Consider the following 20433-nt stretch of genomic DNA (forward strand, 5'->3'; position numbering starts at 1 on the left):
GGGCCGCCCGACATGACTGTCGGGCGGCCTTTTTTGTTTGCCCACTATTAATAAGCAGGGATGGGCGTTTTTGGCTTGTCTGGAAATTGGCAAAAACGTCATGGCGTTCTACTACTAAGGTCGTCTGGAACCCGGCTCGCAGCCGCATACAGTGGATATGTTCCAAAAATAAAAATCTGTGCTGCGAGGATAAAAACAATGAACGACAGCATTTACCTCTCGATTCAGAACAGCCCGCGCTTCAAGGAGCTGGTCAAGAAAAGAGAAAGGTTCGCCTGGATACTCTCGGCGATCATGCTCGGGCTCTACTCCGGCTTCATCCTTCTGATCGCGTACGGGCCGCAAGTGCTCGGCACGAAAATCAGTCCCGAATCGTCCATCACCTGGGGCATACCGATCGGTGTAGGGCTGATTATCTCGGCCTTCATCCTGACCGGCATTTACGTGCGCCGCGCCAATGGCGAGTTCGACGACCTGAACAACGCGATTCTCAAGGAGGCTCAGCAATGATCCGGCGTCTACTGGCTCTTTTGAGCATCGCAGCATTTGCTCCGGCCGTCTGGGCCGCTGACGCCCTGACCGGCGAAGTCCACAAACAACCGCTCAACGTTTCCGCGATCGTCATGTTCGTGGCGTTCGTTGGCGCGACCCTCTGCATCACCTACTGGGCGTCCAAGCGCAACAATTCGGCGGCCGACTACTATGCGGCGGGCGGCAAGATCACCGGATTCCAGAACGGACTGGCGATTGCCGGTGACTACATGTCGGCGGCGTCCTTCCTGGGGATTTCCGCGCTGGTGTTCACCTCCGGCTACGACGGCCTGATCTACTCGATCGGCTTCCTGGTGGGCTGGCCGATCATTCTGTTCCTGATCGCCGAGCGCCTGCGCAACCTGGGTAAATACACCTTTGCCGACGTGGCGTCCTACCGCCTCGGGCAAACCCAGATCCGCACCCTGTCTGCCTGCGGTTCGCTGGTGGTGGTGGCGTTCTACCTGATCGCGCAAATGGTCGGTGCCGGCAAGCTGATCCAGCTGCTGTTCGGTCTCGACTACCACGTTGCGGTGATTCTGGTCGGTATCCTGATGTGCCTGTACGTGCTGTTCGGCGGCATGCTGGCGACCACCTGGGTGCAGATCATCAAGGCGGTGCTGTTGCTGTCCGGTGCCTCGTTCATGGCGCTGATGGTGATGAAGCACGTCAACTTCGACTTCAACACCCTGTTCTCTGAAGCCATCAAGGTTCACGCCAAGGGCGAAGCGATCATGAGCCCGGGCGGTCTGGTAAAAGATCCGATTTCGGCGTTCTCCCTGGGTCTGGCGCTGATGTTCGGTACCGCCGGCCTGCCGCACATCTTGATGCGCTTCTTCACTGTCAGCGACGCGAAAGAAGCCCGCAAGAGCGTGCTGTACGCGACCGGTTTCATTGGCTACTTCTACATCCTGACTTTCATCATCGGTTTCGGCGCGATCCTGCTGGTCAGCACCAACCCGGCGTTCAAGGATGCAGCGGGCGCTCTGCTCGGCGGCAACAACATGGCGGCGGTGCACCTGGCCAACGCCGTGGGCGGCAGCGTGTTCCTCGGCTTCATCTCTGCAGTAGCGTTTGCGACCATTCTGGCAGTAGTGGCCGGGCTGACCCTGGCTGGTGCTTCGGCGGTGTCTCACGACCTGTACGCCAGCGTGATCAAGAAGGGCAAGGCCAACGAGAAGGATGAAATCCGCGTTTCGAAGATCACCACCATCGCGCTGGGCGTTCTGGCCATCGGCCTGGGCATCCTGTTCGAAAGCCAGAACATTGCGTTCATGGTGGGTCTGGCGTTCTCCATCGCGGCGAGCTGCAACTTCCCGGTGCTGCTGCTTTCGATGTACTGGAAGAAGCTGACCACCCGCGGCGCGATGATTGGCGGCTGGTTGGGTCTGGTGAGTGCGGTGGGTCTGATGATTCTTGGCCCGACCATCTGGGTGCAGATTCTGCATCATGAGAAGGCGATCTTCCCTTACGAGTATCCTGCGTTGTTCTCGATGATCATTGCGTTTATCGGGATCTGGTTCTTCTCCGTTACTGATAAATCGGCGGCGGCAGAGAACGAGCGTGCGGCGTTCTTCCCGCAGTTTGTGCGTTCGCAGACTGGGTTGGGGGCTAGTGGGGCGGTTTCGCACTGAGGATTTTGGTTTATTGTGTAGCTTGAGTTGAATGGAAAATGCCCTTATCGCGAGATTGGGGCATTTTTTTTGTGGGCGGTTATCGGACTTTTGAGGGGGGTGTATATCCGTTGCTGCGGTAACGGCTTCTTAGGGTTCCGCCCTTACGGCGGGTCACTTTTGGCAAACGCCCCAAAAGTAACCAAAAGGTCTCTAACCCTGACGTACGGCCCCTCGCTGAGGCTCGGGGTTCCTTCGCTCCGGGATCGATCCGGGGGCATCGCCTACGGTTTGCTTCGCTGCACCTCCTCTCGATGCATGCGGCTGCGCCGCACGGTCGCTGCGCTCCCACCCCCGGATCAATCCCTCCACTCAGCCTGCCGACGGGCCCTGCGATCAAAAGCGGTACTCGAGCTAACGCTCATTGTGTTGAGTGGGGAGGGGCGTGGCGTGTTTGGCTTTTGCTCTGGCTCTGGCTTTTGATCTGCTTTTGATCTCCAGCCCCTTCGGCAGGCCGAGCGGAGGTGTCCGTCAGGGGGTAGGCGCGCAGCGCCGTGCGGCGAAGCCGCATACATCGAGAGGAGGTGCAGCGAAGCAAACCGTAGGCGATGCCCCCTGATGGACACCGTAGCGAGGGAACACTGAGCCTAAGCGAAGTGCCGTACGCCGGGGCGTAGACTTTTTGGTTACTTTTGAGGCGTTTGTCAAAAGTGACTCGCTGTAAGAGCGAAACCGCCAGCGGCAGCACCCGAAGCAACGGATATGTACCCAATCAACAAAAAAAACAGTCGGCCCAAAGGCCGCTGAGATGCCCAAAACGAAAAACGGCCCCCATTCACATGGAGGCCGTTCCCGGTACAACGCTAAGACGCTATCGCAAGACAGCCCTTATTTGCGGTCTTCCAATTTGGTGATATCCCGCGACTCATAACCCGTGTACAGCTGACGCGGACGGCCAATCTTGTACGGGCTGGACAGCATTTCCTTCCAGTGCGAAATCCAGCCGACAGTACGTGCCAAGGCGAAAATCACAGTGAACATGCTGGTCGGAATGCCGATCGCCTTGAGGATGATCCCCGAGTAGAAGTCGACGTTCGGGTACAGCGAGCGCTCGATGAAGTACGGATCGGTCAGGGCGATCTCTTCCAGGCGCATGGCCAGTTCGAGTTGCGGATCGTTCTGGATACCCAGTTCCTTCAACACTTCGTCGCAGGTCTGCTTCATGACAGTCGCGCGAGGGTCGCGGTTCTTGTAGACGCGGTGACCGAAGCCCATCAGCTTGAACGGATCGTTCTTGTCCTTGGCCTTGGCGATGAACTTGTCGATGTTCGAGACATCGCCGATTTCATCGAGCATGGTCAGCACGGCTTCGTTCGCACCGCCGTGGGCAGGGCCCCACAGTGCGGCGATGCCGGCGGCGATACAGGCGAACGGGTTGGCACCCGAAGAGCCCGCCAGACGCACGGTGGAGGTCGAAGCGTTCTGCTCGTGGTCGGCGTGGAGGATGAAGATCCGGTCCATGGCCTTGGCGAGTACCGGGCTGATCGGTTTGATCTCGCACGGGGTGTTGAACATCATGTGCAGGAAGTTTTCCGCGTACGACAGGTCGTTGCGCGGGTACATCATGGGTTGGCCCATGGAGTACTTGTAAACCATCGCGGCCAGGGTCGGCATCTTGGCAACCAGGCGGATCGCGGAGATTTCGCGATGCTGCGGGTTATTGATGTCGAGGGAGTCGTGGTAGAAGGCCGAGAGGGCGCCGACTACACCACACATGACGGCCATCGGGTGGGCGTCACGGCGGAAGCCGTTGAAGAAGGTTTTCAGCTGCTCGTGAACCATGGTGTGGTTCTTCACGGTGCCGACGAACTGGGCCTTTTGCTCTGCAGTCGGCAGTTCGCCGTTCAGCAGCAGGTAGCAGGTTTCCAGGTAGTCCGACTTTTCAGCCAGCTGTTCGATCGGGTAGCCGCGGTGCAGCAGGATGCCGTTGTCGCCGTCGATATAGGTGATCTTCGATTCGCAGGAAGCGGTCGACATGAAACCGGGGTCGAAAGTGAAGCGGCCCGTGGCCGTCAGGCCCCGAACATCGATAACATCGGGACCAACGGTGCCGGTTAAAATGGGCAGCTCGACGGGGGCTGCGCCCTCGATGATCAACTGCGCTTTTTTGTCAGCCATGTGGCCTCCTATTTATGCTTGAAATCATCAGACAGACCCCCCACGCAGGGCCCGCACCACTATAGTGAGATAAATTCGAATGTCAATTTGCCTAAAGTCTTGCTCCAGAAGGCTTTAACCGTACTTTTTCCTCGAAATTGCCTGCCATTTACGCCTTTTATACGACTTGTGCAATCCGCTATTGGGGGTAGGCGATTGCGTTGTCATTAGTAGCCTAACTGTCTATACTCGGCGACCGACCGCCAAGGGCTTTTGGGCTTGCTTTCATTGGGGGTCGCATCCCTGGGTGGTGGTTACCTGACCAGTGCACTCCCCAACAACTTTGCCCTGATTGTTAGGGGCTCTTCAGTGTGAAAAAAAAGCCGTGAAAAGCCAACGACCTGTAAACCTAGACCTAAGGACCATCAAACTCCCCATCACCGGCGTTACGTCGTTTCTTCACCGTGTTTCCGGCATCATCCTCTTCCTGGGCCTTGGCATCATGCTTTATGCATTGGGCAAATCCCTGGGTTCCGAGGAAGGTTATGTCGAGGTGAAGGCATGCTTGACCAGCCCGCTGGCCAAGTTCGTAGCATGGGGCCTCCTGTCCGCTCTTCTGTATCACCTGGTTGCCGGTGTGCGCCACTTGATCATGGACATGGGCATCGGTGAGACGCTGGAAGGCGGCCGCCTGGGCTCGAAACTGATCATCGCCGTTTCCGTGGTGCTGATCGTTCTGGCAGGAGTTTGGATATGGTAACCAGCGTTACAAACCTTTCGCGTTCGGGCCTCTATGACTGGATGGCGCAGCGTGTGTCTGCGGTCGTTCTCGCGGCTTATTTCATCTTCCTGATCGGCTACCTCGTCGCGAACCCGGGCATTGGCTACGACCAATGGCACGGCCTGTTCGCCCACAACGGAATGCGTATCTTCAGTCTGCTGGCACTGGTTGCCCTGGGCGCTCACGCCTGGGTCGGCATGTGGACCATCGCGACCGACTACCTGACGCCAATGGCGCTGGGCAAGTCCGCGACTGCAGTACGTTTCCTTTTCCAGGCAGTATGCGGCGTCGCGATGTTCGCTTACTTCGTCTGGGGTGTGCAGATTCTCTGGGGTATCTGATTCATGGCTAACATTCCAACGATTTCTTTCGACGCCATCATTATTGGTGGCGGCGGTGCCGGCATGCGCGCAGCGCTGCAACTGGCACAGGGCGGTCACAAGACTGCCGTGATCACCAAGGTTTTCCCGACCCGTTCGCACACTGTGTCGGCACAGGGCGGCATCACCTGCGCCATCGCTTCGGCCGACCCGAACGATGACTGGCGCTGGCACATGTACGATACCGTCAAGGGTTCCGACTACATCGGTGACCAGGACGCTATCGAATACATGTGTCAGGAAGGCCCGGCTGCCGTTTTCGAGCTGGACCACATGGGTCTGCCGTTCTCGCGTACCGAGCAAGGCCGTATCTACCAGCGTCCGTTCGGCGGTCAGTCGAAGGATTACGGTAAAGGCGGGCAGGCTGCCCGTACTTGCGCCGCTTCCGACCGTACCGGTCACGCGCTGCTGCACACCCTTTATCAGGGCAACCTGAAAGCCGGTACCACGTTCCTGAACGAGTACTACGCTGTCGACCTGGTGAAAAACCAGGAAGGCGAATTCGTCGGTGTGATCGCAATCTGCATCGAAACCGGCGAAACCACCTACATCCGCGCCAAAGCCACCGTACTGGCTACCGGCGGTGCAGGTCGTATTTATGCATCCACCACCAACGCCCTGATCAACACCGGTGATGGCGTCGGCATGGCTCTGCGTGCTGGCGTGCCGGTACAAGACATCGAAATGTGGCAGTTCCACCCGACCGGCATCGCCGGCGCCGGTGTTCTGGTTACCGAAGGCTGCCGTGGTGAAGGTGGTTACCTGATCAACAAGCACGGCGAGCGTTTCATGGAGCGTTATGCTCCGAACGCCAAAGACCTTGCCGGTCGTGACGTTGTTGCCCGTTCGATGGTTAAGGAAATCATCGCCGGCAACGGTTGCGGTCCGAATGGCGACCACGTAATGCTCAAACTCGACCACCTGGGCGAGGAAGTGCTGCACAGCCGTCTGCCAGGCATCTGCGAACTGTCGAAGACTTTCGCACACGTTGACCCGGTGGTTGCTCCGGTTCCGGTTGTTCCGACTTGCCACTACATGATGGGCGGCGTTGCCACCAACATTCACGGCCAGGCGATCACCCAGGACGCCGAAGGCGTGGATCAGATCATTCCTGGTCTGTTCGCTGTAGGTGAAGTGGCTTGCGTATCGGTTCACGGTGCCAACCGTCTGGGCGGCAACTCGCTGCTCGACCTGGTGGTATTCGGCCGCGCTGCCGGCCTGCACCTGGAGAAGGCGCTGACCGACGGCATCGAATACGACGACGCTACCGAAGCCGACATCGAAGCTGCCCTGGCGCGTCTGAATGCCCTGAACAACCGTACCGACGGCGAAGACGTCGCTACCCTGCGTCGCGAGCTGCAAAGCTGCATGCAGAACTACTTCGGTGTATTCCGTACCGGCGAATACATGCAGAAAGGTATTGCCCAGCTGGCTGATCTGCGCAAGCGCATCGCGAATGTGAAGATCAACGACAAGTCGCAGGCGTTCAACACTGCACGTATCGAAGCGCTGGAACTGCAAAACCTGCTGGAAGTGGCTGAAGCTACCGCCATCGCTGCCGAAGTACGTAAAGAGTCCCGCGGCGCTCACGCCCGTGAAGACTTCGAAGATCGTGACGACGAAAACTGGCTGTGCCACACCCTGTACTTCCCGGGTGACAAGCGCGTCACCAAGCGTGCCGTGAACTTCTCGCCGAAGACTGTTCCGACTTTCGAACCTAAAGTCCGGACTTATTAAGGGTGACCGCCATGTTGCAAGTCAGTGTTTATCGTTACAACCCTGATCAGGACGCTGCGCCGTTCATGCAGGAATTCCAGGTCGATACCGGTGGTAAAGACCTGATGGTGCTGGACGTGCTGGCCCTGATCAAAGAGCAGGACGAAGGTTTCTCCTATCGTCGCTCCTGCCGTGAAGGCGTCTGCGGCTCCGACGGCATGAACATCAACGGCAAGAACGGCCTGGCGTGCATCACGCCGCTGTCCGCTGTCGTAAAAGGTAACAAGCTGATCGTTCGTCCACTGCCAGGTTTGCCGGTTATCCGTGACCTGGTTGTCGATATGAGCATCTTCTACAAGCAATACGAGAAGGTTAAGCCATTCCTGCAGAACGACACGCCGGCTCCGGCCATCGAGCGTCTGCAGTCCCCTGAAGAGCGTGAAAAGCTCGACGGTCTGTACGAGTGCATCCTGTGCGCTTGCTGCTCGACCTCTTGCCCGTCCTTCTGGTGGAACCCGGACAAGTTCCTGGGTCCAGCTGCCCTGCTGCAAGCGTACCGCTTCCTGGCAGACAGCCGTGATACCAAGACGTCCGAGCGTCTGGCGTCCCTCGATGACCCGTTCAGCGTCTTCCGCTGCCGGGGCATCATGAACTGCGTCAACGTATGTCCGAAAGGCCTGAACCCGACTAAGGCCATCGGTCACATCCGTAACATGCTGCTTTCGAGCGGCGTGTGATTCAGCTGCTGTAACCGCTGTACCCGTAGAGGGCTTAGGCGCGGGCTTCAACCCGCGCCATGGCTATAACCAGAGCAGCAGCCATAAGCTGCGGCTCTTATTTTGAAGAAATGAGACAAGCAGGGGCATCCGGGCTGGTACCCGGACTATCAGTGTGATCCTAAGTGGCTTGTTTTGGTCGCTGCATTCGGACTTCTGCAAGCTTGCTCGGTGTCGACACCGATGGTGTTCCCCTAACCGAGGGTGACCAAGCATGCAAGAAAGCGTGATGCAGCGCATGTGGAACAGCGCCTACCTTTCAGGTGGAAACGCTGCCTATGTGGAAGAGCTCTACGAGCTCTACCTGCACGACCCTAACGCTGTGCCAGAAGAGTGGCGCACCTACTTTCAGAAGCTGCCTGCCGACGGCAGCTCTGCCACAGATGTTTCGCACTCCACAATTCGCGATCATTTCGTGCTGCTGGCAAAGAACCAGCGCCGCGCCCAACCGGTTTCCGCCGGCAGCGTGAGCAGTGAGCACGAGAAGAAGCAAGTTGAAGTGCTGCGATTGATCCAGGCCTACCGTATGCGTGGCCACCAGGCAGCCCAGCTTGACCCGCTGGGGCTGTGGCAGCGTCCTGCACCTGCAGACCTGTCGATCAATCACTACGGCTTGACCAATGCCGATCTTGATACGACCTTCCGTGCCGGCGACCTGTTCATCGGCAAAGAGGAAGCGAGCCTACGCGAAATTCACGAAGCGTTGCAGCAGACATATTGCCGCACCATCGGCGCTGAATTTACGCACATCACCGATTCCGAGCAGCGCCAGTGGTTCCAGCAGCGTCTGGAAAGCGTGCGTGGCCGTCCGGAATATTCCGCGGACATCAAGAGCCACCTGCTCGAGCGCGTGACTGCCGGTGAAGGCCTGGAAAAATACCTGGGCACCAAATACCCGGGCACCAAGCGTTTCGGTCTGGAAGGCGGCGAAAGCCTGATTCCGATGCTCGACGAACTGATCCAGCGTTCCGGTTCCTACGGCACCAAGGAAGTCGTCATCGGCATGGCCCACCGTGGCCGTCTGAACGTACTGGTCAACACCTTCGGCAAGAACCCGCGCGAGCTGTTCGACGAGTTCGAAGGCAAGAAGAAGGTCGAGCTGGGTTCCGGTGACGTTAAATACCACCAGGGCTTCTCGTCCAACGTAATGACCACCGGCGGTGAAGTTCACCTGGCCATGGCGTTCAACCCGTCCCACCTGGAAATCGTTTCCCCGGTGGTCGAGGGTTCGGTTCGCGCCCGTCAGGATCGTCGCAACGACCCTACCGGTGAGAAGGTTCTGCCGATCTCCATCCACGGTGACGCGGCATTCGCCGGTCAAGGCGTGGTGATGGAAACCTTCCAGATGTCGCAGACCCGCGGTTTCAAGACCGGCGGTACCGTGCACATCGTGATCAACAACCAGGTTGGTTTCACCATCAGCAACCCGCTGGACTCGCGTTCCACCGAGTACGCGACCGACGTTGCGAAAATGATCCAGGCGCCGATCCTCCATGTGAATGGTGATGATCCGGAAGCCGTATTGTTCGTGACCCAGCTGGCCATCGACTACCGCATGCAGTTCAAGCGTGACGTGGTGATCGACCTGGTCTGCTACCGTCGTCGCGGCCACAACGAGGCCGACGAGCCAAGCGGCACCCAGCCTCTGATGTATCAGCAGATCACCAAGCAGCGCACCACCCGTGAGCTGTACGCTGATCGTCTGACCCAGGGCGGTGTGCTGGACGCCGAGCGTGTTCAGGCGAAAGTCGACGAATACCGCAACGCGCTGGACAACGGTCTGCACGTAGTGAAATCGCTGGTCAAAGAGCCGAACAAAGAGCTGTTCGTGGACTGGCGTCCGTATCTGGGCCACGCCTGGACTGCGCGTCACGACACTCGTTTCGACCTCAAGACCCTGCAGGAACTGTCCGCCAAGCTGCTGGAAATTCCGGAAGGCTTCGTGGTTCAGCGTCAGGTCGCGAAGATCTACGAAGACCGTCAGAAGATGCAAGCCGGCGGCCTGCCGATCAACTGGGGTTACGCCGAAACCATGGCGTACGCGACCCTGGCGTTCGAAGGTCACCCGATCCGCATGACCGGTCAGGACATCGGCCGCGGTACGTTCTCGCACCGTCACGCTGTGCTGCACAACCAGAAAGATGCCGGTACCTACATTCCGCTCAAGCATCTGTATGAAGGTCAGCCACGCTTCGACCTGTACGACTCGTTCCTGTCGGAAGAAGCCGTACTGGCGTTCGAATACGGTTACTCGACCACCACGCCAAACGCGCTGGTGATCTGGGAAGCCCAGTTCGGCGACTTCGCCAACGGTGCGCAGGTTGTTATCGACCAGTTCATCACCAGCGGCGAGCACAAGTGGGGCCGTCTCTGCGGTCTGACCATGCTGCTGCCACACGGCTACGAAGGTCAGGGCCCTGAGCACAGCTCGGCACGTCTTGAGCGTTACCTGCAGCTGTGCGCCGAGCACAACATTCAGGTGTGCATGCCGACCACCCCGGCCCAGATCTACCACTTGCTGCGCCGTCAGGTGATTCGCCCGCTGCGCAAGCCATTGGTCGTTCTGACTCCAAAGTCGCTGCTGCGCCACAAGCTGGCCATCTCGACCCTGGAAGATCTGGCCGAAGGTTCGTTCCAGACCGTGATCCCGGAAATCGATGCACTGGACCCGAAAAAGGTCGAGCGCGTTGTTCTGTGCAGCGGCAAGGTCTACTACGACCTGCTGGAAAAACGTCGTGCCGAAGGCCGCGAAGATATCGCCATCGTGCGTATCGAGCAGCTGTACCCGTTCCCTGAGGACGACTTGAAAGAAGTCCTGGCTCCTTACACCAACGCCAAAGCGGCCGTGTGGTGTCAGGAAGAGCCGATGAACCAGGGCGCCTGGTACTGCAGCCAGCACCACCTGCGTCGCAGCATCAGCAACCTCAACAAATCTCTCGTACTCGAGTACGCGGGCCGTGAGGCTTCTGCTGCACCTGCATGTGGTTACGCATCGATGCACGCCGAGCAGCAGGAACAACTGCTGCAAGCCGCGTTTACCGTTTAACGCCTTCGCGCACCTGAAACCGAATTTAAGGAACCACAGATAATGGCTATCGAGATCAAAGCCCCCACTTTCCCGGAATCGGTTGCCGATGGCACCGTTGCCACCTGGCACAAGCAACCGGGCGACGCCGTCAAGCGTGACGAACTGATCGTCGACATCGAAACCGACAAGGTCGTACTGGAAGTGCTGGCTACCGCCGACGGCGTGCTGGGCGCAATCGTCAAGGGCGAGGGCGAAACCGTCCTGTCCGACGAAGTCCTGGGCTCCATCGTTGAAGGCGGCGCTGCTGCCGCCGCTCCGGCTGCCGCTGCTGCTCCGGCCGCTGCTGCCGCTGCTCCAGCCGCTGATGGCGAAGACGACCCGATCGCAGCTCCTGCCGCGCGCAAGCTGGCTGAAGAGAACGGCATCAACATCGCTTCCGTTGCCGGCACCGGCAAAGGCGGTCGCGTGACCAAGGAAGACGTGGTTGCAGCCGTTGCTGCCAAGAAAGCCGCTCCGGCTGCCGCGCCTGCCAAGGCTGCTGCTCCGGCCGCCGCCGCTCCTGTGTTCGCCGCTGGCGACCGCATCGAGAAGCGCGTTCCGATGACCCGTGTTCGTGCCACCGTTGCCAAGCGTCTGGTTGAAGCTCAATCGAACATGGCGATGCTGACCACTTTCAACGAAGTCGACATGACCGAAGTCATGGCCCTGCGTTCGAAGTACAAGGACCTGTTCGAGAAGTCCCACAACGGCGTACGCCTGGGCTTCATGTCGTTCTTCGTGAAGGCTGCCACCGAAGCGCTGAAACGCTTCCCGGCAGTCAACGCTTCGATCGACGGCAACGACATCGTTTACCACGGTTATGCCGACATCGGCGTTGCTGTTTCCAGCGACCGTGGCCTGGTGGTTCCGGTTCTGCGTAACGCCGAACACATGAGCCTGGCTGAAATCGAAGGCGGCATCGCCACCTTCGGCAAGAAAGCCCGTGATGGCAAACTGTCGATGGACGAAATGACCGGCGGTACCTTCACCATCACCAACGGTGGTACCTTCGGTTCGATGATGTCGACCCCGATCGTCAACCCGCCGCAGGCAGCGATTCTGGGCATGCACAACATCATCCAGCGTCCGATGGCCATCAACGGTCAGGTCGTGATCCGTCCGATGATGTACCTGGCACTGTCCTACGATCACCGTCTGATCGATGGCAAAGAAGCTGTAACCTTCCTGGTGACCATCAAGAACCTGCTGGAAGATCCGGCTCGTCTGTTGCTGGATATCTGATAGAAGCAGTCACGCGCTGCAAGCTTCAAGCTGCGGGAAAACGCAGCCTGGCTTGCAGCGCGCGGCTTGAAGCTTTTCGCTAAAGAGGATTTTTTGAATGTCGCAGAAATTTGACGTAGTAGTGATCGGTGCGGGCCCTGGGGGCTACGTGGCAGCTATCAAGGCCGCGCAACTCGGCCTGAGCACTGCCTGCATCGAGAAGTACACCGATGCTGAAGGCAAGCAAGCCCTGGGCGGCACCTGCCTGAACGTAGGCTGCATTCCTTCCAAGGCGCTGCTGGACAGCTCCTGGAAATACAAGGAAGCGAAAGAAAGCTTCAACGTCCACGGTATCTCGACCGGCGAAGTCAAAATGGACGTCGCTGCGATGGTTGGCCGCAAGGCTGGCATCGTCAAGAACCTGACCGGCGGTGTTGCCACCCTGTTCAAGGCCAACGGCGTTACTTCGATCCAGGGCCACGGCAAACTGCTGGCCGGCAAGAAAGTCGAAGTCACCAAGCCGGACGGCTCGGTTGAAGTCATCGAAGCCGAAAACGTCATCCTGGCTCCAGGCTCGCGTCCGATCGACATTCCACCGGCTCCGGTCGATCAGAAAGTCATCGTTGATTCGACTGGCGCTCTGGAATTCCAGACCGTACCCAAGCGTCTGGGCGTGATCGGCGCTGGCGTGATCGGTCTGGAACTGGGTTCGGTATGGTCGCGTCTGGGCTCCGAAGTGGTTGTTCTGGAAGCACTGGACACCTTCCTGATGGCAGCGGACACCGCTGTTTCCAAGGAAGCGCTGAAAACCCTGACCAAGCAAGGTCTGGACATCAAACTGGGCGCTCGCGTAACCGGCTCGAAAGTGAACGGCGACGAAGTCGTTGTGAACTACACCGACGCCAACGGCGAACAGACCATCACTTTCGACAAGCTGATCGTAGCCGTTGGTCGCCGTCCGGTGACCACTGATCTGCTGGCTGCCGACAGCGGCGTGACCCTGGACGAGCGCGGTTTCGTGCACGTTGACGATCACTGCGCCACCACCGTACCAGGCGTTTACGCCATCGGTGACGTGGTTCGCGGCATGATGCTGGCTCACAAGGCCTCGGAAGAGGGCATCATGGTTGTCGAGCGCATCAAGGGCCACAAGGCCCAGATGAACTATGACCTGATCCCTTCGGTTATTTATACTCACCCGGAAATCGCATGGGTTGGTAAAACCGAGCAGGCCTTGAAAGCTGAAGGCGTTGAAGTTAACGTCGGCACCTTCCCGTTCGCAGCATCCGGCCGTGCCATGGCCGCCAACGATACCGGTGGTTTCGTCAAGGTCATCGCCGATGCCAAGACTGACCGCGTATTGGGCGTGCACGTGATTGGCCCGAGCGCTGCAGAACTGGTTCAGCAGGGCGCGATCGGTATGGAATTCGGCACCAGCGCTGAAGACCTGGGCATGATGGTTTTCTCCCATCCGACCCTGTCTGAAGCCTTGCACGAAGCAGCTTTGGCAGTGAATGGCGGCGCCATCCACATTGCCAACCGCAAGAAGCGTTAAGACACACAATAAGAAACCACGGCGGTACGGCCCGTCGTGAGCCTTGCGTGCAAGACTCACCGCGGAATGTCCGCTGGACGCAGCCTTGCGTAGCTGCACCGGGTATCCGGAAAGGCTACGCAAGCAGCAGTCACAGGTGGCGCGGCACTCATAAAGAGCGCAGCGCCGAATGCGCAGTACCTAACGAAGACGGTAAAAAGCATGAATCTTCACGAGTATCAGGGTAAGCAGCTGTTCGCTGAATACGGCCTGCCAGTTTCCACTGGTTTCGCAGTAGACACCCCGGAAGCAGCAGCAGAAGCTTGCGACAAAATCGGCGGCAACGAGTGGGTTGTCAAAGCCCAGGTTCACGCCGGTGGTCGCGGTAAAGCGGGCGGCGTCAAGCTGGTTCGCAGCAAAGAAGACGCCAAAGCCTTCGCACAGCAGTGGCTGGGCAAGCGTCTGGTGACTTACCAGACTGACGCCAACGGCCAGCCAGTCACCAAGATCCTGGTTGAATCGTGCACTGATATCGCTAAAGAGCTGTACCTGGGCGCTGTCGTTGACCGTTCGAGCCGTCGCATCGTGTTCATGGCTTCCACCGAAGGTGGCGTGGACATCGAGAAAATCGCTCACGACACTCCAGAAAAAATTCTGAAAGCCACTATCGATCCACTGGTTGGCGCTCAGCCATTCCAGGGTCGCGAGCTGGCATTCCAGCTGGGTCTGGAAGGCAAGCAGGTTGCTCAGTTCGCCAAGATCTTCGTAGGTCTGGCCAAGCTGTTCAAGGATCACGACCTGGCTCTGCTGGAAGTGAACCCGCTGGTGATCAAGGCTGATGGCGATCTGCACTGCCTGGACGCCAAGATCAACATCGACGCCAACGCAATGTACCGTCAGCCTAAGCTGAAGACTTTCCACGATCCGTCGCAGGACGATCCGCGCGAAGCGCACGCTGCCAAGTTCGAACTGAACTACGTAGCGCTGGAAGGCAACATCGGCTGCATGGTGAACGGTGCCGGCCTGGCCATGGGTACCATGGACATCGTCAACCTGCACGGCGGCAAGCCAGCCAACTTCCTCGACGTAGGCGGTGGTGCTACCAAAGAACGCGTAACCGAAGCTTTCAAAATCATTCTGTCCGACAGCAATGTCGCTGCAGTACTGGTTAACATCTTCGGCGGCATCGTTCGTTGCGACATGATTGCCGAAGGCATCATCGGTGCAGTGAAAGAAGTCGGCGTGAAAATCCCGGTTGTTGTTCGTCTTGAAGGCAACAACGCTGAACTGGGCGCTAAAGTACTGGCAGAAAGCGGTTTGAACATCATCGCTGCTACCAGCCTGACCGACGCTGCTCAACAAGTCGTTAAAGCTGCGGAGGGCAAGTAATGAGCGTCCTGATCAATAAAGACACCAAAGTAATCTGCCAGGGCTTCACCGGTGCGCAGGGTACTTTCCACTCCGAACAAGCCATTGCCTACGGCACCAAAATGGTTGGCGGCGTGACTCCAGGCAAAGGTGGCACCACTCACCTGAACCTGCCTGTGTTCAACACCGTGAAAGAAGCTGTAGAAGCCACTGGCGCCACTGCCAGCGTAATCTACGTTCCGGCTCCTTTCTGCAAGGACTCGATCCTGGAAGCTGCTTTCGGCGGCATCAAGCTGATCGTCTGCATCACCGAAGGCATTCCTACCCTGGACATGCTGGACGCCAAAGTTAAGTGCGACGAGCTGGGTGTTACCCTGATCGGCCCTAACTGCCCAGGCGTGATCACCCCAGGCGAATGCAAGATCGGCATCATGCCAGGTCACATTCACTTGCCAGGCAAGGTCGGTATCGTTTCCCGTTCCGGCACCCTGACCTACGAAGCTGTGAAGCAGACTACTGACGCCGGTTTCGGTCAGTCGACTTGCGTCGGCATCGGTGGTGACCCGATCCCGGGTTCGAACTTCATCGACATCCTGAAGCTGTTCCAGGAAGACCCGAAGACCGAAGCGATCGTAATGATCGGCGAGATCGGCGGTTCGGCTGAAGAAGAAGCGGCTGCCTACATCAAGGCTAACGTGACCAAGCCGGTTGTTTCCTACATCGCTGGTGTGACTGCTCCTCCGGGCAAGCGCATGGGCCATGCTGGCGCAATCATCTCCGGCGGCAAAGGCACTGCAGACGAGAAATTCGCTGCTCTGCAAGACGCAGGCGTGAAAACCGTGCGTTCGCTGGCAGACATCGGCAAGGCCCTGGCCGAGCTGACTGGCTGGGAAGTGAAGAAGTAAGCTTCGGCTGACTTCTCTGCTCCAGCAACAAAGGCCACCTTCGGGTGGCCTTTGTCGTTTCTGGCGTTTGGATTGACGATGGCAATTTATAAGCACTCACCCAATAACATGCAAAAACGCGACACAGAAACGTCGCGTATCGGATAGTTCGCCCTCTAACAGTGCGTTTGTCAGGCAAATTCGTTAGGCTAGCAGCCATTTTTGCGTCTGCCGCCCACAAGGCATGCAACGCGCTAAACGGGTCAGTCTTATACGGATTGACAGCATTTCCCTAACCCCACAGGGAAATCCCCCTCTAAATTCCGATTCAGTAGTGTGGTATTTCCTTAATGAAAGTTTTGAAAGGTCAGGACATCCTGGCACTTGGCTTTATGACATTCGCCCTGTTCGTCGGGGCCGGCAACATCATCTTCCCGCCTATCGTCGGTTTGCAGTCCGGACCCAACGTCTGGATGGCGGCGCTGGGCTTCCTGATCACGGCGGTCGGCTTGCCGGTGGTCACCGTGGTTGCACTGGCCAAGGTCGGTGGCGCGATGGACGCCCTGAGCAGCCCGATCGGCAAGATCGCTGGCGGCGTACTGGCAGCGGCTTGCTACCTGGCAGTCGGCCCGCTGTTCGCCACCCCGCGTACCGCGACCGTTTCCTTTGAAGTGGGTCTGGCGCCGTTGACCGGCGAGAGCCCGCTGGCACTGTTCCTCTACAGTTCGGTGTACTTCCTGCTGGTGTTCTTCATCTCGCTCTACCCGGGGCGTCTGCTGGATACCGTCGGTCGCTTCCTCGCACCCCTGAAGATCATCGCCCTGGCCGTGCTCGGCATCGCCGCATTCGCACTGCCGGCCGGTGACATCGGCGTGGCCACTCCGGAATACGTTGCGGCACCGTTCTCCCAAGGCTTCATCAATGGTTACCTGACCATGGATACCCTGGGCGCGCTGGTGTTCGGCATCGTCATCGTCAACGCGATCCGCTCCCGTGGCGTCGAGTCGCCGGCACTGATCACTCGTTACGCGATCATCGCCGGGCTGATTGCCGGTGTCGGTCTGGCGCTGGTGTATGTCAGCCTGTTCCGTCTGGGTTCCGGCAGCCATGAAGTGGCGGCGGGCGCGACCAACGGCGCTGCGGTGCTGCACGCTTACGTGCAACACACCTTCGGTTCGCTGGGCAGTGGTTTCCTTGCTGTGCTGATTTCCCTGGCGTGCCTGGTGACTGCTGTCGGCCTGACCTGCGCCTGTGCCGAATACTTCAGCCGCGTACTGCCGCTGTCGTACAAGACCCTGGTGATCATCCTGGCAGCGTTCTCGCTGCTGGTGTCCAACCTGGGCCTGACCAAGCTGATCGCATTCTCGATCCCGGTGCTGACCGCGATCTACCCGCCGTGCATCGTGCTGGTGGCCCTGAGCTTCTGTGCTGCGTTCTGGCATGAGCAGAGCCGCATCATGGGCCCGGTGATGCTGGTGTCGTTCGTGTTCGGCACCATCGATGCGTTGAAAGGCGCCGGTCTGGCTGACTGGATGCCATCGCAACTGGCCCACCTGCCGCTGAGCGAGCAAGGCCTGGCGTGGCTGGTGCCGTGCATGATGACTCTGGTGGTTGCCGTGGTTTGCGACCGCCTGCTGGGCAAGCGCGCCGAAGCGCTCGCCTAAGATTGCCGGGCCGCCACAAGCGGCTCCCGAGCGATTAAACAGAAATGCCCCGTATCAATCGATACGGGGCATTTTTTATGGGCTTCAGGCAGTGTCTTTTTCCCTCGACTAACGTCGAAGGGGAGCCGAAATCTTCATCACAGGGAATTGCATGTCGTTCATCCAAGCCAACCTGATCCACCTGCTGGCCGCGCTCTGGTTTGTCATCTGCTGGGGCGGTTACACCCGTTATGCCACCTGGAAGGCCCGTGACACCGCGTGCCTGGCCAGCGTGCTGCACCTGTACCGCGAAGACTGGATGCGCCGCATGCTGTTGCGTGACAACCGTATCGCCGACGCCAGCGTGATCGGCAACCTTGAACGCAACGCCTCGTTCTTTGCCTCCAGCACGCTGATTATCCTGGCGGGCATCCTGACCGTGCTCGGTGCTTCCGAGCGCGCGGTGTCGCTGCTGGCGGATATTCCGATGGTGCAACAGGCCTCGCAGGGTATGTCGGAGATCAAGTTGCTGTGCCTGGCGCTGGTGTTCGTCTACGCCTTCTTCACCTTCAGCTGGTGCATGCGCCAGTACAACTTCGCCGCCATTCTGGTCGGCTCGGCCCCGATGATCGGTGAGCGGCAGGTGTCGGAGCAGGAGCGCAAGGCATTCGCCTCACGTGCTGCACGGGTGATTTCGATGGCGGCCAACCAGTTCAACTTCGGTCTGCGTTCCTACTACTTCGGGATGAGCATGCTGGCGTGGTTCGTCAGCCCGTGGCTGTTCATGTTGATGAGCGCAGGCGTGGTGCTGGTGTTGTATCGCCGGGAGTTTCATTCCGACGTGCTCGATGTAATGGTCTATACCCCTACAGAGGCGCCATTGCCCGAAGCGAATAAAGAGGCCGCTTGATGAGTATTCCGTTCTGGTGTGTGTTTATCAGTGCATTGTTGATCTACGTGGCGCGTATGCCGGTCGGCAAGGCCATGAAAGAGCAGGGCGGTTACAACAACCACCTGCCGCGTCAGCAACAGGCGCAACTCACCGGTTACGGGGCCCGGGCGCTGGCGGCACATCAGAACAGCATCGAAGCCTTCATCCTGTTTGCCGTTGGTGTGCTGATGGCGCATACCACGCAGACGGCGGGATGGCTGATCGATACATTGGCGATCATCTTCGTGATCTCGCGGATTTTCTATCTGTGGTTTTACCTGGCGGATATTCCCACGCTGCGCAGTCTGGTCTGGCTGGTCGGCTTAGTGTGTTCTTTGTTGCTGATGATTAGTCCGACTTTTAGAACTGTCTTGCTCTAAAGCGGCACTGGCAAAAAATGACAGGCAAAAGAAAACCCGCACTTGGCGGGTTTTCTTTTTTGCCATCGAGAAGCGGCTTATTGCTTCTTGGCAGCTTCTTCTTGCGCTGCAGCGTTCGATTCGGCCTGAGCTTTGGCAGCTTCGGCGTTTTCTTTCGCTGCGTCGTTCACTTTATCCTGAGCTTTGTTCATGTCTTGCTGAGCTTGTTCAGCATGTTGGTTGGCATCTTGAGCTTTGTCCTCGGATTTTTTATCGCAGGCAGCGAGACCGAGGGAAGCGGTCAACATCAAGGCAATAGCTAAAGTCTTACGCATGGGGTGTTTCTCCTTATGGAAAATAACTACTGGCCTTAAGAGCTCAGGCCCAAGGCTTAAGTTCCTCATTTCTTTCAGATATATAAGTTTGTTTTGCAATGGAACTTTTGCTGTTCTTTCCACTACTGGGAATAGCGACTAACAAGAGTAATTATCAAATGGCCGAAAACCCCGTTTTTGAGCGTGCGACACGGTTTCTCTCGGCCTTGCGCCACTGTCAGGTGCTGGGATTGAAAGTGCACAGCGCAAGTAGCGAAGGTCTGACGGTGGTGCTGCCCTACAGTGCGCAAATCGTTGGCAACCCGCTGACCGGCGTCGTCCACGGCGGGGCGATCACGTCGCTAATGGACACCGCGTGCGGCATGTCGACCCTGTGCGTCCTACCGGAATTCGAAGTCTGCCCGACCCTCGATCTGCGCATCGACTACATGCACGCCGCCGAGCCGCATAAAGACGTGTATGGCTTCGCCCAATGTTATCGAGTCACCACCGATGTGATCTTCGCTCGCGGTTTCGCCTATCAGGATGATCCCGAGCAACCGATTGCCCATGTCGTCGGCACCTTCATGCGCATGGGCAAGGGCCTTAAAGGCACCAAAGGCTTTGGTGGCGCGATCAAGGGAGAAAACCCATGAGCGATGATTTCAAGCAGCAACTGCAAGAGGCGCACGAGAGGGGTGACTACGCGCCGCTGTTGAAACTGATTCCCTACGCCGGACTCATCGGTGTCGAGTGTTCGCGGGTCGGCGATGACTTGCTGTTCAAGCTGCCGGCAAACAAGGACAACATTGGTAACCCTTTATTGCCGGCAATTCACGGCGGGGTGATTGCCGGGTTCATGGAGTTGTCTGCGGCCCTGCACCTGCTGATTTTCACCGGCGCGCCCGGTGTGCCGAAGATTATCGATTTCTCCCTCGATTACCTGCGGGCCGGGCAGTTTCGCGATACCTGGGCGCGGTGTCAGGTCTGCCGTCAGGGCCGGCGGGTGGCCAATGTGGCGGTCACGGCCTGGCAAAGCACCGAAAGCGAACCGATTGCCACCGCCCGCGCGCACTTCAAAATCGATGAGCCCTTGAAATCCTGAACCACGCCCCCAACTCACAGAACAACCCGCCGCCGACCAGCAAGGTCGCGGCC

The 20433-nt window shown here is 58.4% G+C and carries 18 protein-coding genes; 16 read left to right on the top strand and 2 right to left on the bottom strand.

What is annotated here, in order from left to right; genetic code table 11:
* Window positions 1-198: 198 nt before the first annotated feature.
* Together AC1Q9F_RS23625 and AC1Q9F_RS23630 are read left to right on the top strand one after the other, a co-directional pair.
* Window positions 199-510, top strand: a complete 312-nt coding sequence (locus tag AC1Q9F_RS23625; RefSeq protein WP_007959307.1) for a DUF485 domain-containing protein — start codon at window positions 199-201, stop codon at window positions 508-510.
* A complete protein-coding gene (locus AC1Q9F_RS23630; RefSeq protein ID WP_007959309.1) occupies window positions 507-2165 on the top strand; it encodes a cation acetate symporter in 1659 nt (552 codons plus the stop codon). Before AC1Q9F_RS23625 ends, AC1Q9F_RS23630 begins: the two co-directional genes overlap by 4 nt.
* Before the next feature lie 867 nt (window positions 2166-3032).
* Here the strand turns inward: AC1Q9F_RS23630 and gltA are convergent.
* Window positions 3033-4322, bottom strand: a complete 1290-nt coding sequence (gene gltA, locus AC1Q9F_RS23635; protein ID WP_007959044.1) for a citrate synthase — start codon at window positions 4320-4322, stop codon at window positions 3033-3035.
* 364 nt (window positions 4323-4686) lie between these two features.
* On the opposite strand from gltA, the gene sdhC reads away from it, so the two are divergent.
* The 12 genes from sdhC to AC1Q9F_RS23695 all read left to right on the top strand — a co-directional run bounded on the left by sdhC (window position 4687) and on the right by AC1Q9F_RS23695 (window position 18982).
* A complete protein-coding gene (gene sdhC / locus AC1Q9F_RS23640) occupies window positions 4687-5061 on the top strand; it encodes a succinate dehydrogenase, cytochrome b556 subunit (protein ID WP_011333113.1) in 375 nt (124 codons plus the stop codon).
* Window positions 5055-5423, top strand: coding sequence for a succinate dehydrogenase, hydrophobic membrane anchor protein (gene sdhD, locus AC1Q9F_RS23645; protein ID WP_007959040.1), 369 nt, complete (start codon window positions 5055-5057; stop codon window positions 5421-5423). Before sdhC ends, sdhD begins: the two co-directional genes overlap by 7 nt.
* A 3-nt stretch (window positions 5424-5426) precedes the next feature.
* Window positions 5427-7199, top strand: a complete 1773-nt coding sequence (gene sdhA / locus AC1Q9F_RS23650) for a succinate dehydrogenase flavoprotein subunit (RefSeq protein WP_007959037.1) — start codon at window positions 5427-5429, stop codon at window positions 7197-7199.
* 11 nt (window positions 7200-7210) lie between these two features.
* Complete coding sequence (locus tag AC1Q9F_RS23655; RefSeq protein WP_007959035.1) at window positions 7211-7915, top strand: succinate dehydrogenase iron-sulfur subunit; 705 nt, start codon at window positions 7211-7213, stop codon at window positions 7913-7915.
* A gap of 253 nt (window positions 7916-8168) precedes the next feature.
* Complete coding sequence (locus AC1Q9F_RS23660; RefSeq protein WP_007959032.1) at window positions 8169-11000, top strand: 2-oxoglutarate dehydrogenase E1 component; 2832 nt, start codon at window positions 8169-8171, stop codon at window positions 10998-11000.
* 42 nt (window positions 11001-11042) lie between these two features.
* On the top strand, window positions 11043-12263 hold the full coding sequence (gene odhB / locus AC1Q9F_RS23665) for a 2-oxoglutarate dehydrogenase complex dihydrolipoyllysine-residue succinyltransferase (RefSeq protein WP_007959031.1): 1221 nt from the start codon (window positions 11043-11045) through the stop codon (window positions 12261-12263).
* A gap of 97 nt (window positions 12264-12360) precedes the next feature.
* Window positions 12361-13797 carry a dihydrolipoyl dehydrogenase gene (gene lpdA, locus AC1Q9F_RS23670; RefSeq protein ID WP_093224724.1) on the top strand — a complete coding sequence of 479 codons (1437 nt, stop codon included), beginning with the start codon at window positions 12361-12363 and terminating at the stop codon, window positions 13795-13797.
* 201 nt (window positions 13798-13998) lie between these two features.
* A complete protein-coding gene (gene sucC, locus AC1Q9F_RS23675; protein ID WP_007959029.1) occupies window positions 13999-15165 on the top strand; it encodes an ADP-forming succinate--CoA ligase subunit beta in 1167 nt (388 codons plus the stop codon).
* Window positions 15165-16049, top strand: coding sequence for a succinate--CoA ligase subunit alpha (gene sucD, locus AC1Q9F_RS23680; RefSeq protein WP_011333119.1), 885 nt, complete (start codon window positions 15165-15167; stop codon window positions 16047-16049). The genes sucC and sucD overlap by 1 nt, the downstream gene beginning before the upstream one ends.
* Before the next feature lie 329 nt (window positions 16050-16378).
* Window positions 16379-17692, top strand: coding sequence for a branched-chain amino acid transport system II carrier protein (brnQ, locus tag AC1Q9F_RS23685; RefSeq protein ID WP_085608855.1), 1314 nt, complete (start codon window positions 16379-16381; stop codon window positions 17690-17692).
* Window positions 17693-17843: 151 nt separating this feature from the next.
* Window positions 17844-18581 (top strand): DUF599 domain-containing protein, encoded by a 738-nt coding sequence (locus tag AC1Q9F_RS23690; RefSeq protein WP_085608854.1) that lies wholly within the window; start codon window positions 17844-17846, stop codon window positions 18579-18581.
* Window positions 18581-18982: an MAPEG family protein gene (locus tag AC1Q9F_RS23695; RefSeq protein WP_127797328.1), complete on the top strand. Its 402-nt coding sequence runs from the start codon at window positions 18581-18583 to the stop codon at window positions 18980-18982. The genes AC1Q9F_RS23690 and AC1Q9F_RS23695 overlap by 1 nt, the downstream gene beginning before the upstream one ends.
* 77 nt (window positions 18983-19059) lie before the next feature.
* On the opposite strand, the gene AC1Q9F_RS23700 is transcribed toward AC1Q9F_RS23695, so the two are convergent.
* Entirely contained in the window at window positions 19060-19296 is a 237-nt protein-coding gene (locus AC1Q9F_RS23700) for a hypothetical protein (protein WP_007959016.1), read from the bottom strand.
* Between the two features lie 158 nt (window positions 19297-19454).
* Here AC1Q9F_RS23700 and AC1Q9F_RS23705 point away from each other — a divergent pair, with 158 nt between their 5' ends.
* Together AC1Q9F_RS23705 and AC1Q9F_RS23710 are read left to right on the top strand one after the other, a co-directional pair.
* Window positions 19455-19931 carry a PaaI family thioesterase gene (locus AC1Q9F_RS23705; RefSeq protein WP_134825919.1) on the top strand — a complete coding sequence of 159 codons (477 nt, stop codon included), beginning with the start codon at window positions 19455-19457 and terminating at the stop codon, window positions 19929-19931.
* Window positions 19928-20380: a PaaI family thioesterase gene (locus AC1Q9F_RS23710; RefSeq protein WP_492620995.1), complete on the top strand. Its 453-nt coding sequence runs from the start codon at window positions 19928-19930 to the stop codon at window positions 20378-20380. The genes AC1Q9F_RS23705 and AC1Q9F_RS23710 overlap by 4 nt, the downstream gene beginning before the upstream one ends.
* The last annotated feature ends 53 nt before the right edge of the window (window positions 20381-20433 follow it).

It is taken from the genome of Pseudomonas sp. GW823-FHT04A03 (assembly GCF_058796615.1).

What these genes read in the sequence shown, in the direction of transcription:
- AC1Q9F_RS23625 (WP_007959307.1), top strand. Translation starts at nt 199, where the DNA reads ATGAACGACAGCATTTACCTCTCGATTCAGAACAGCCCGCGCTTCAAG.
- AC1Q9F_RS23630 (WP_007959309.1), top strand. Translation starts at nt 507, where the DNA reads ATGATCCGGCGTCTACTGGCTCTTTTGAGCATCGCAGCATTTGCTCCG.
- gltA (WP_007959044.1), bottom strand. Translation starts at nt 4,322, where the DNA reads ATGGCTGACAAAAAAGCGCAGTTGATCATCGAGGGCGCAGCCCCCGTC.
- sdhD (WP_007959040.1), top strand. Translation starts at nt 5,055, where the DNA reads ATGGTAACCAGCGTTACAAACCTTTCGCGTTCGGGCCTCTATGACTGG.
- sdhA (WP_007959037.1), top strand. Translation starts at nt 5,427, where the DNA reads ATGGCTAACATTCCAACGATTTCTTTCGACGCCATCATTATTGGTGGC.
- AC1Q9F_RS23655 (WP_007959035.1), top strand. Translation starts at nt 7,211, where the DNA reads ATGTTGCAAGTCAGTGTTTATCGTTACAACCCTGATCAGGACGCTGCG.
- AC1Q9F_RS23660 (WP_007959032.1), top strand. Translation starts at nt 8,169, where the DNA reads ATGCAAGAAAGCGTGATGCAGCGCATGTGGAACAGCGCCTACCTTTCA.
- odhB (WP_007959031.1), top strand. Translation starts at nt 11,043, where the DNA reads ATGGCTATCGAGATCAAAGCCCCCACTTTCCCGGAATCGGTTGCCGAT.
- lpdA (WP_093224724.1), top strand. Translation starts at nt 12,361, where the DNA reads ATGTCGCAGAAATTTGACGTAGTAGTGATCGGTGCGGGCCCTGGGGGC.
- sucC (WP_007959029.1), top strand. Translation starts at nt 13,999, where the DNA reads ATGAATCTTCACGAGTATCAGGGTAAGCAGCTGTTCGCTGAATACGGC.
- sucD (WP_011333119.1), top strand. Translation starts at nt 15,165, where the DNA reads ATGAGCGTCCTGATCAATAAAGACACCAAAGTAATCTGCCAGGGCTTC.
- brnQ (WP_085608855.1), top strand. Translation starts at nt 16,379, where the DNA reads ATGAAAGTTTTGAAAGGTCAGGACATCCTGGCACTTGGCTTTATGACA.
- AC1Q9F_RS23690 (WP_085608854.1), top strand. Translation starts at nt 17,844, where the DNA reads ATGTCGTTCATCCAAGCCAACCTGATCCACCTGCTGGCCGCGCTCTGG.
- AC1Q9F_RS23695 (WP_127797328.1), top strand. Translation starts at nt 18,581, where the DNA reads ATGAGTATTCCGTTCTGGTGTGTGTTTATCAGTGCATTGTTGATCTAC.
- AC1Q9F_RS23700 (WP_007959016.1), bottom strand. Translation starts at nt 19,296, where the DNA reads ATGCGTAAGACTTTAGCTATTGCCTTGATGTTGACCGCTTCCCTCGGT.
- AC1Q9F_RS23705 (WP_134825919.1), top strand. Translation starts at nt 19,455, where the DNA reads ATGGCCGAAAACCCCGTTTTTGAGCGTGCGACACGGTTTCTCTCGGCC.
- AC1Q9F_RS23710 (WP_492620995.1), top strand. Translation starts at nt 19,928, where the DNA reads ATGAGCGATGATTTCAAGCAGCAACTGCAAGAGGCGCACGAGAGGGGT.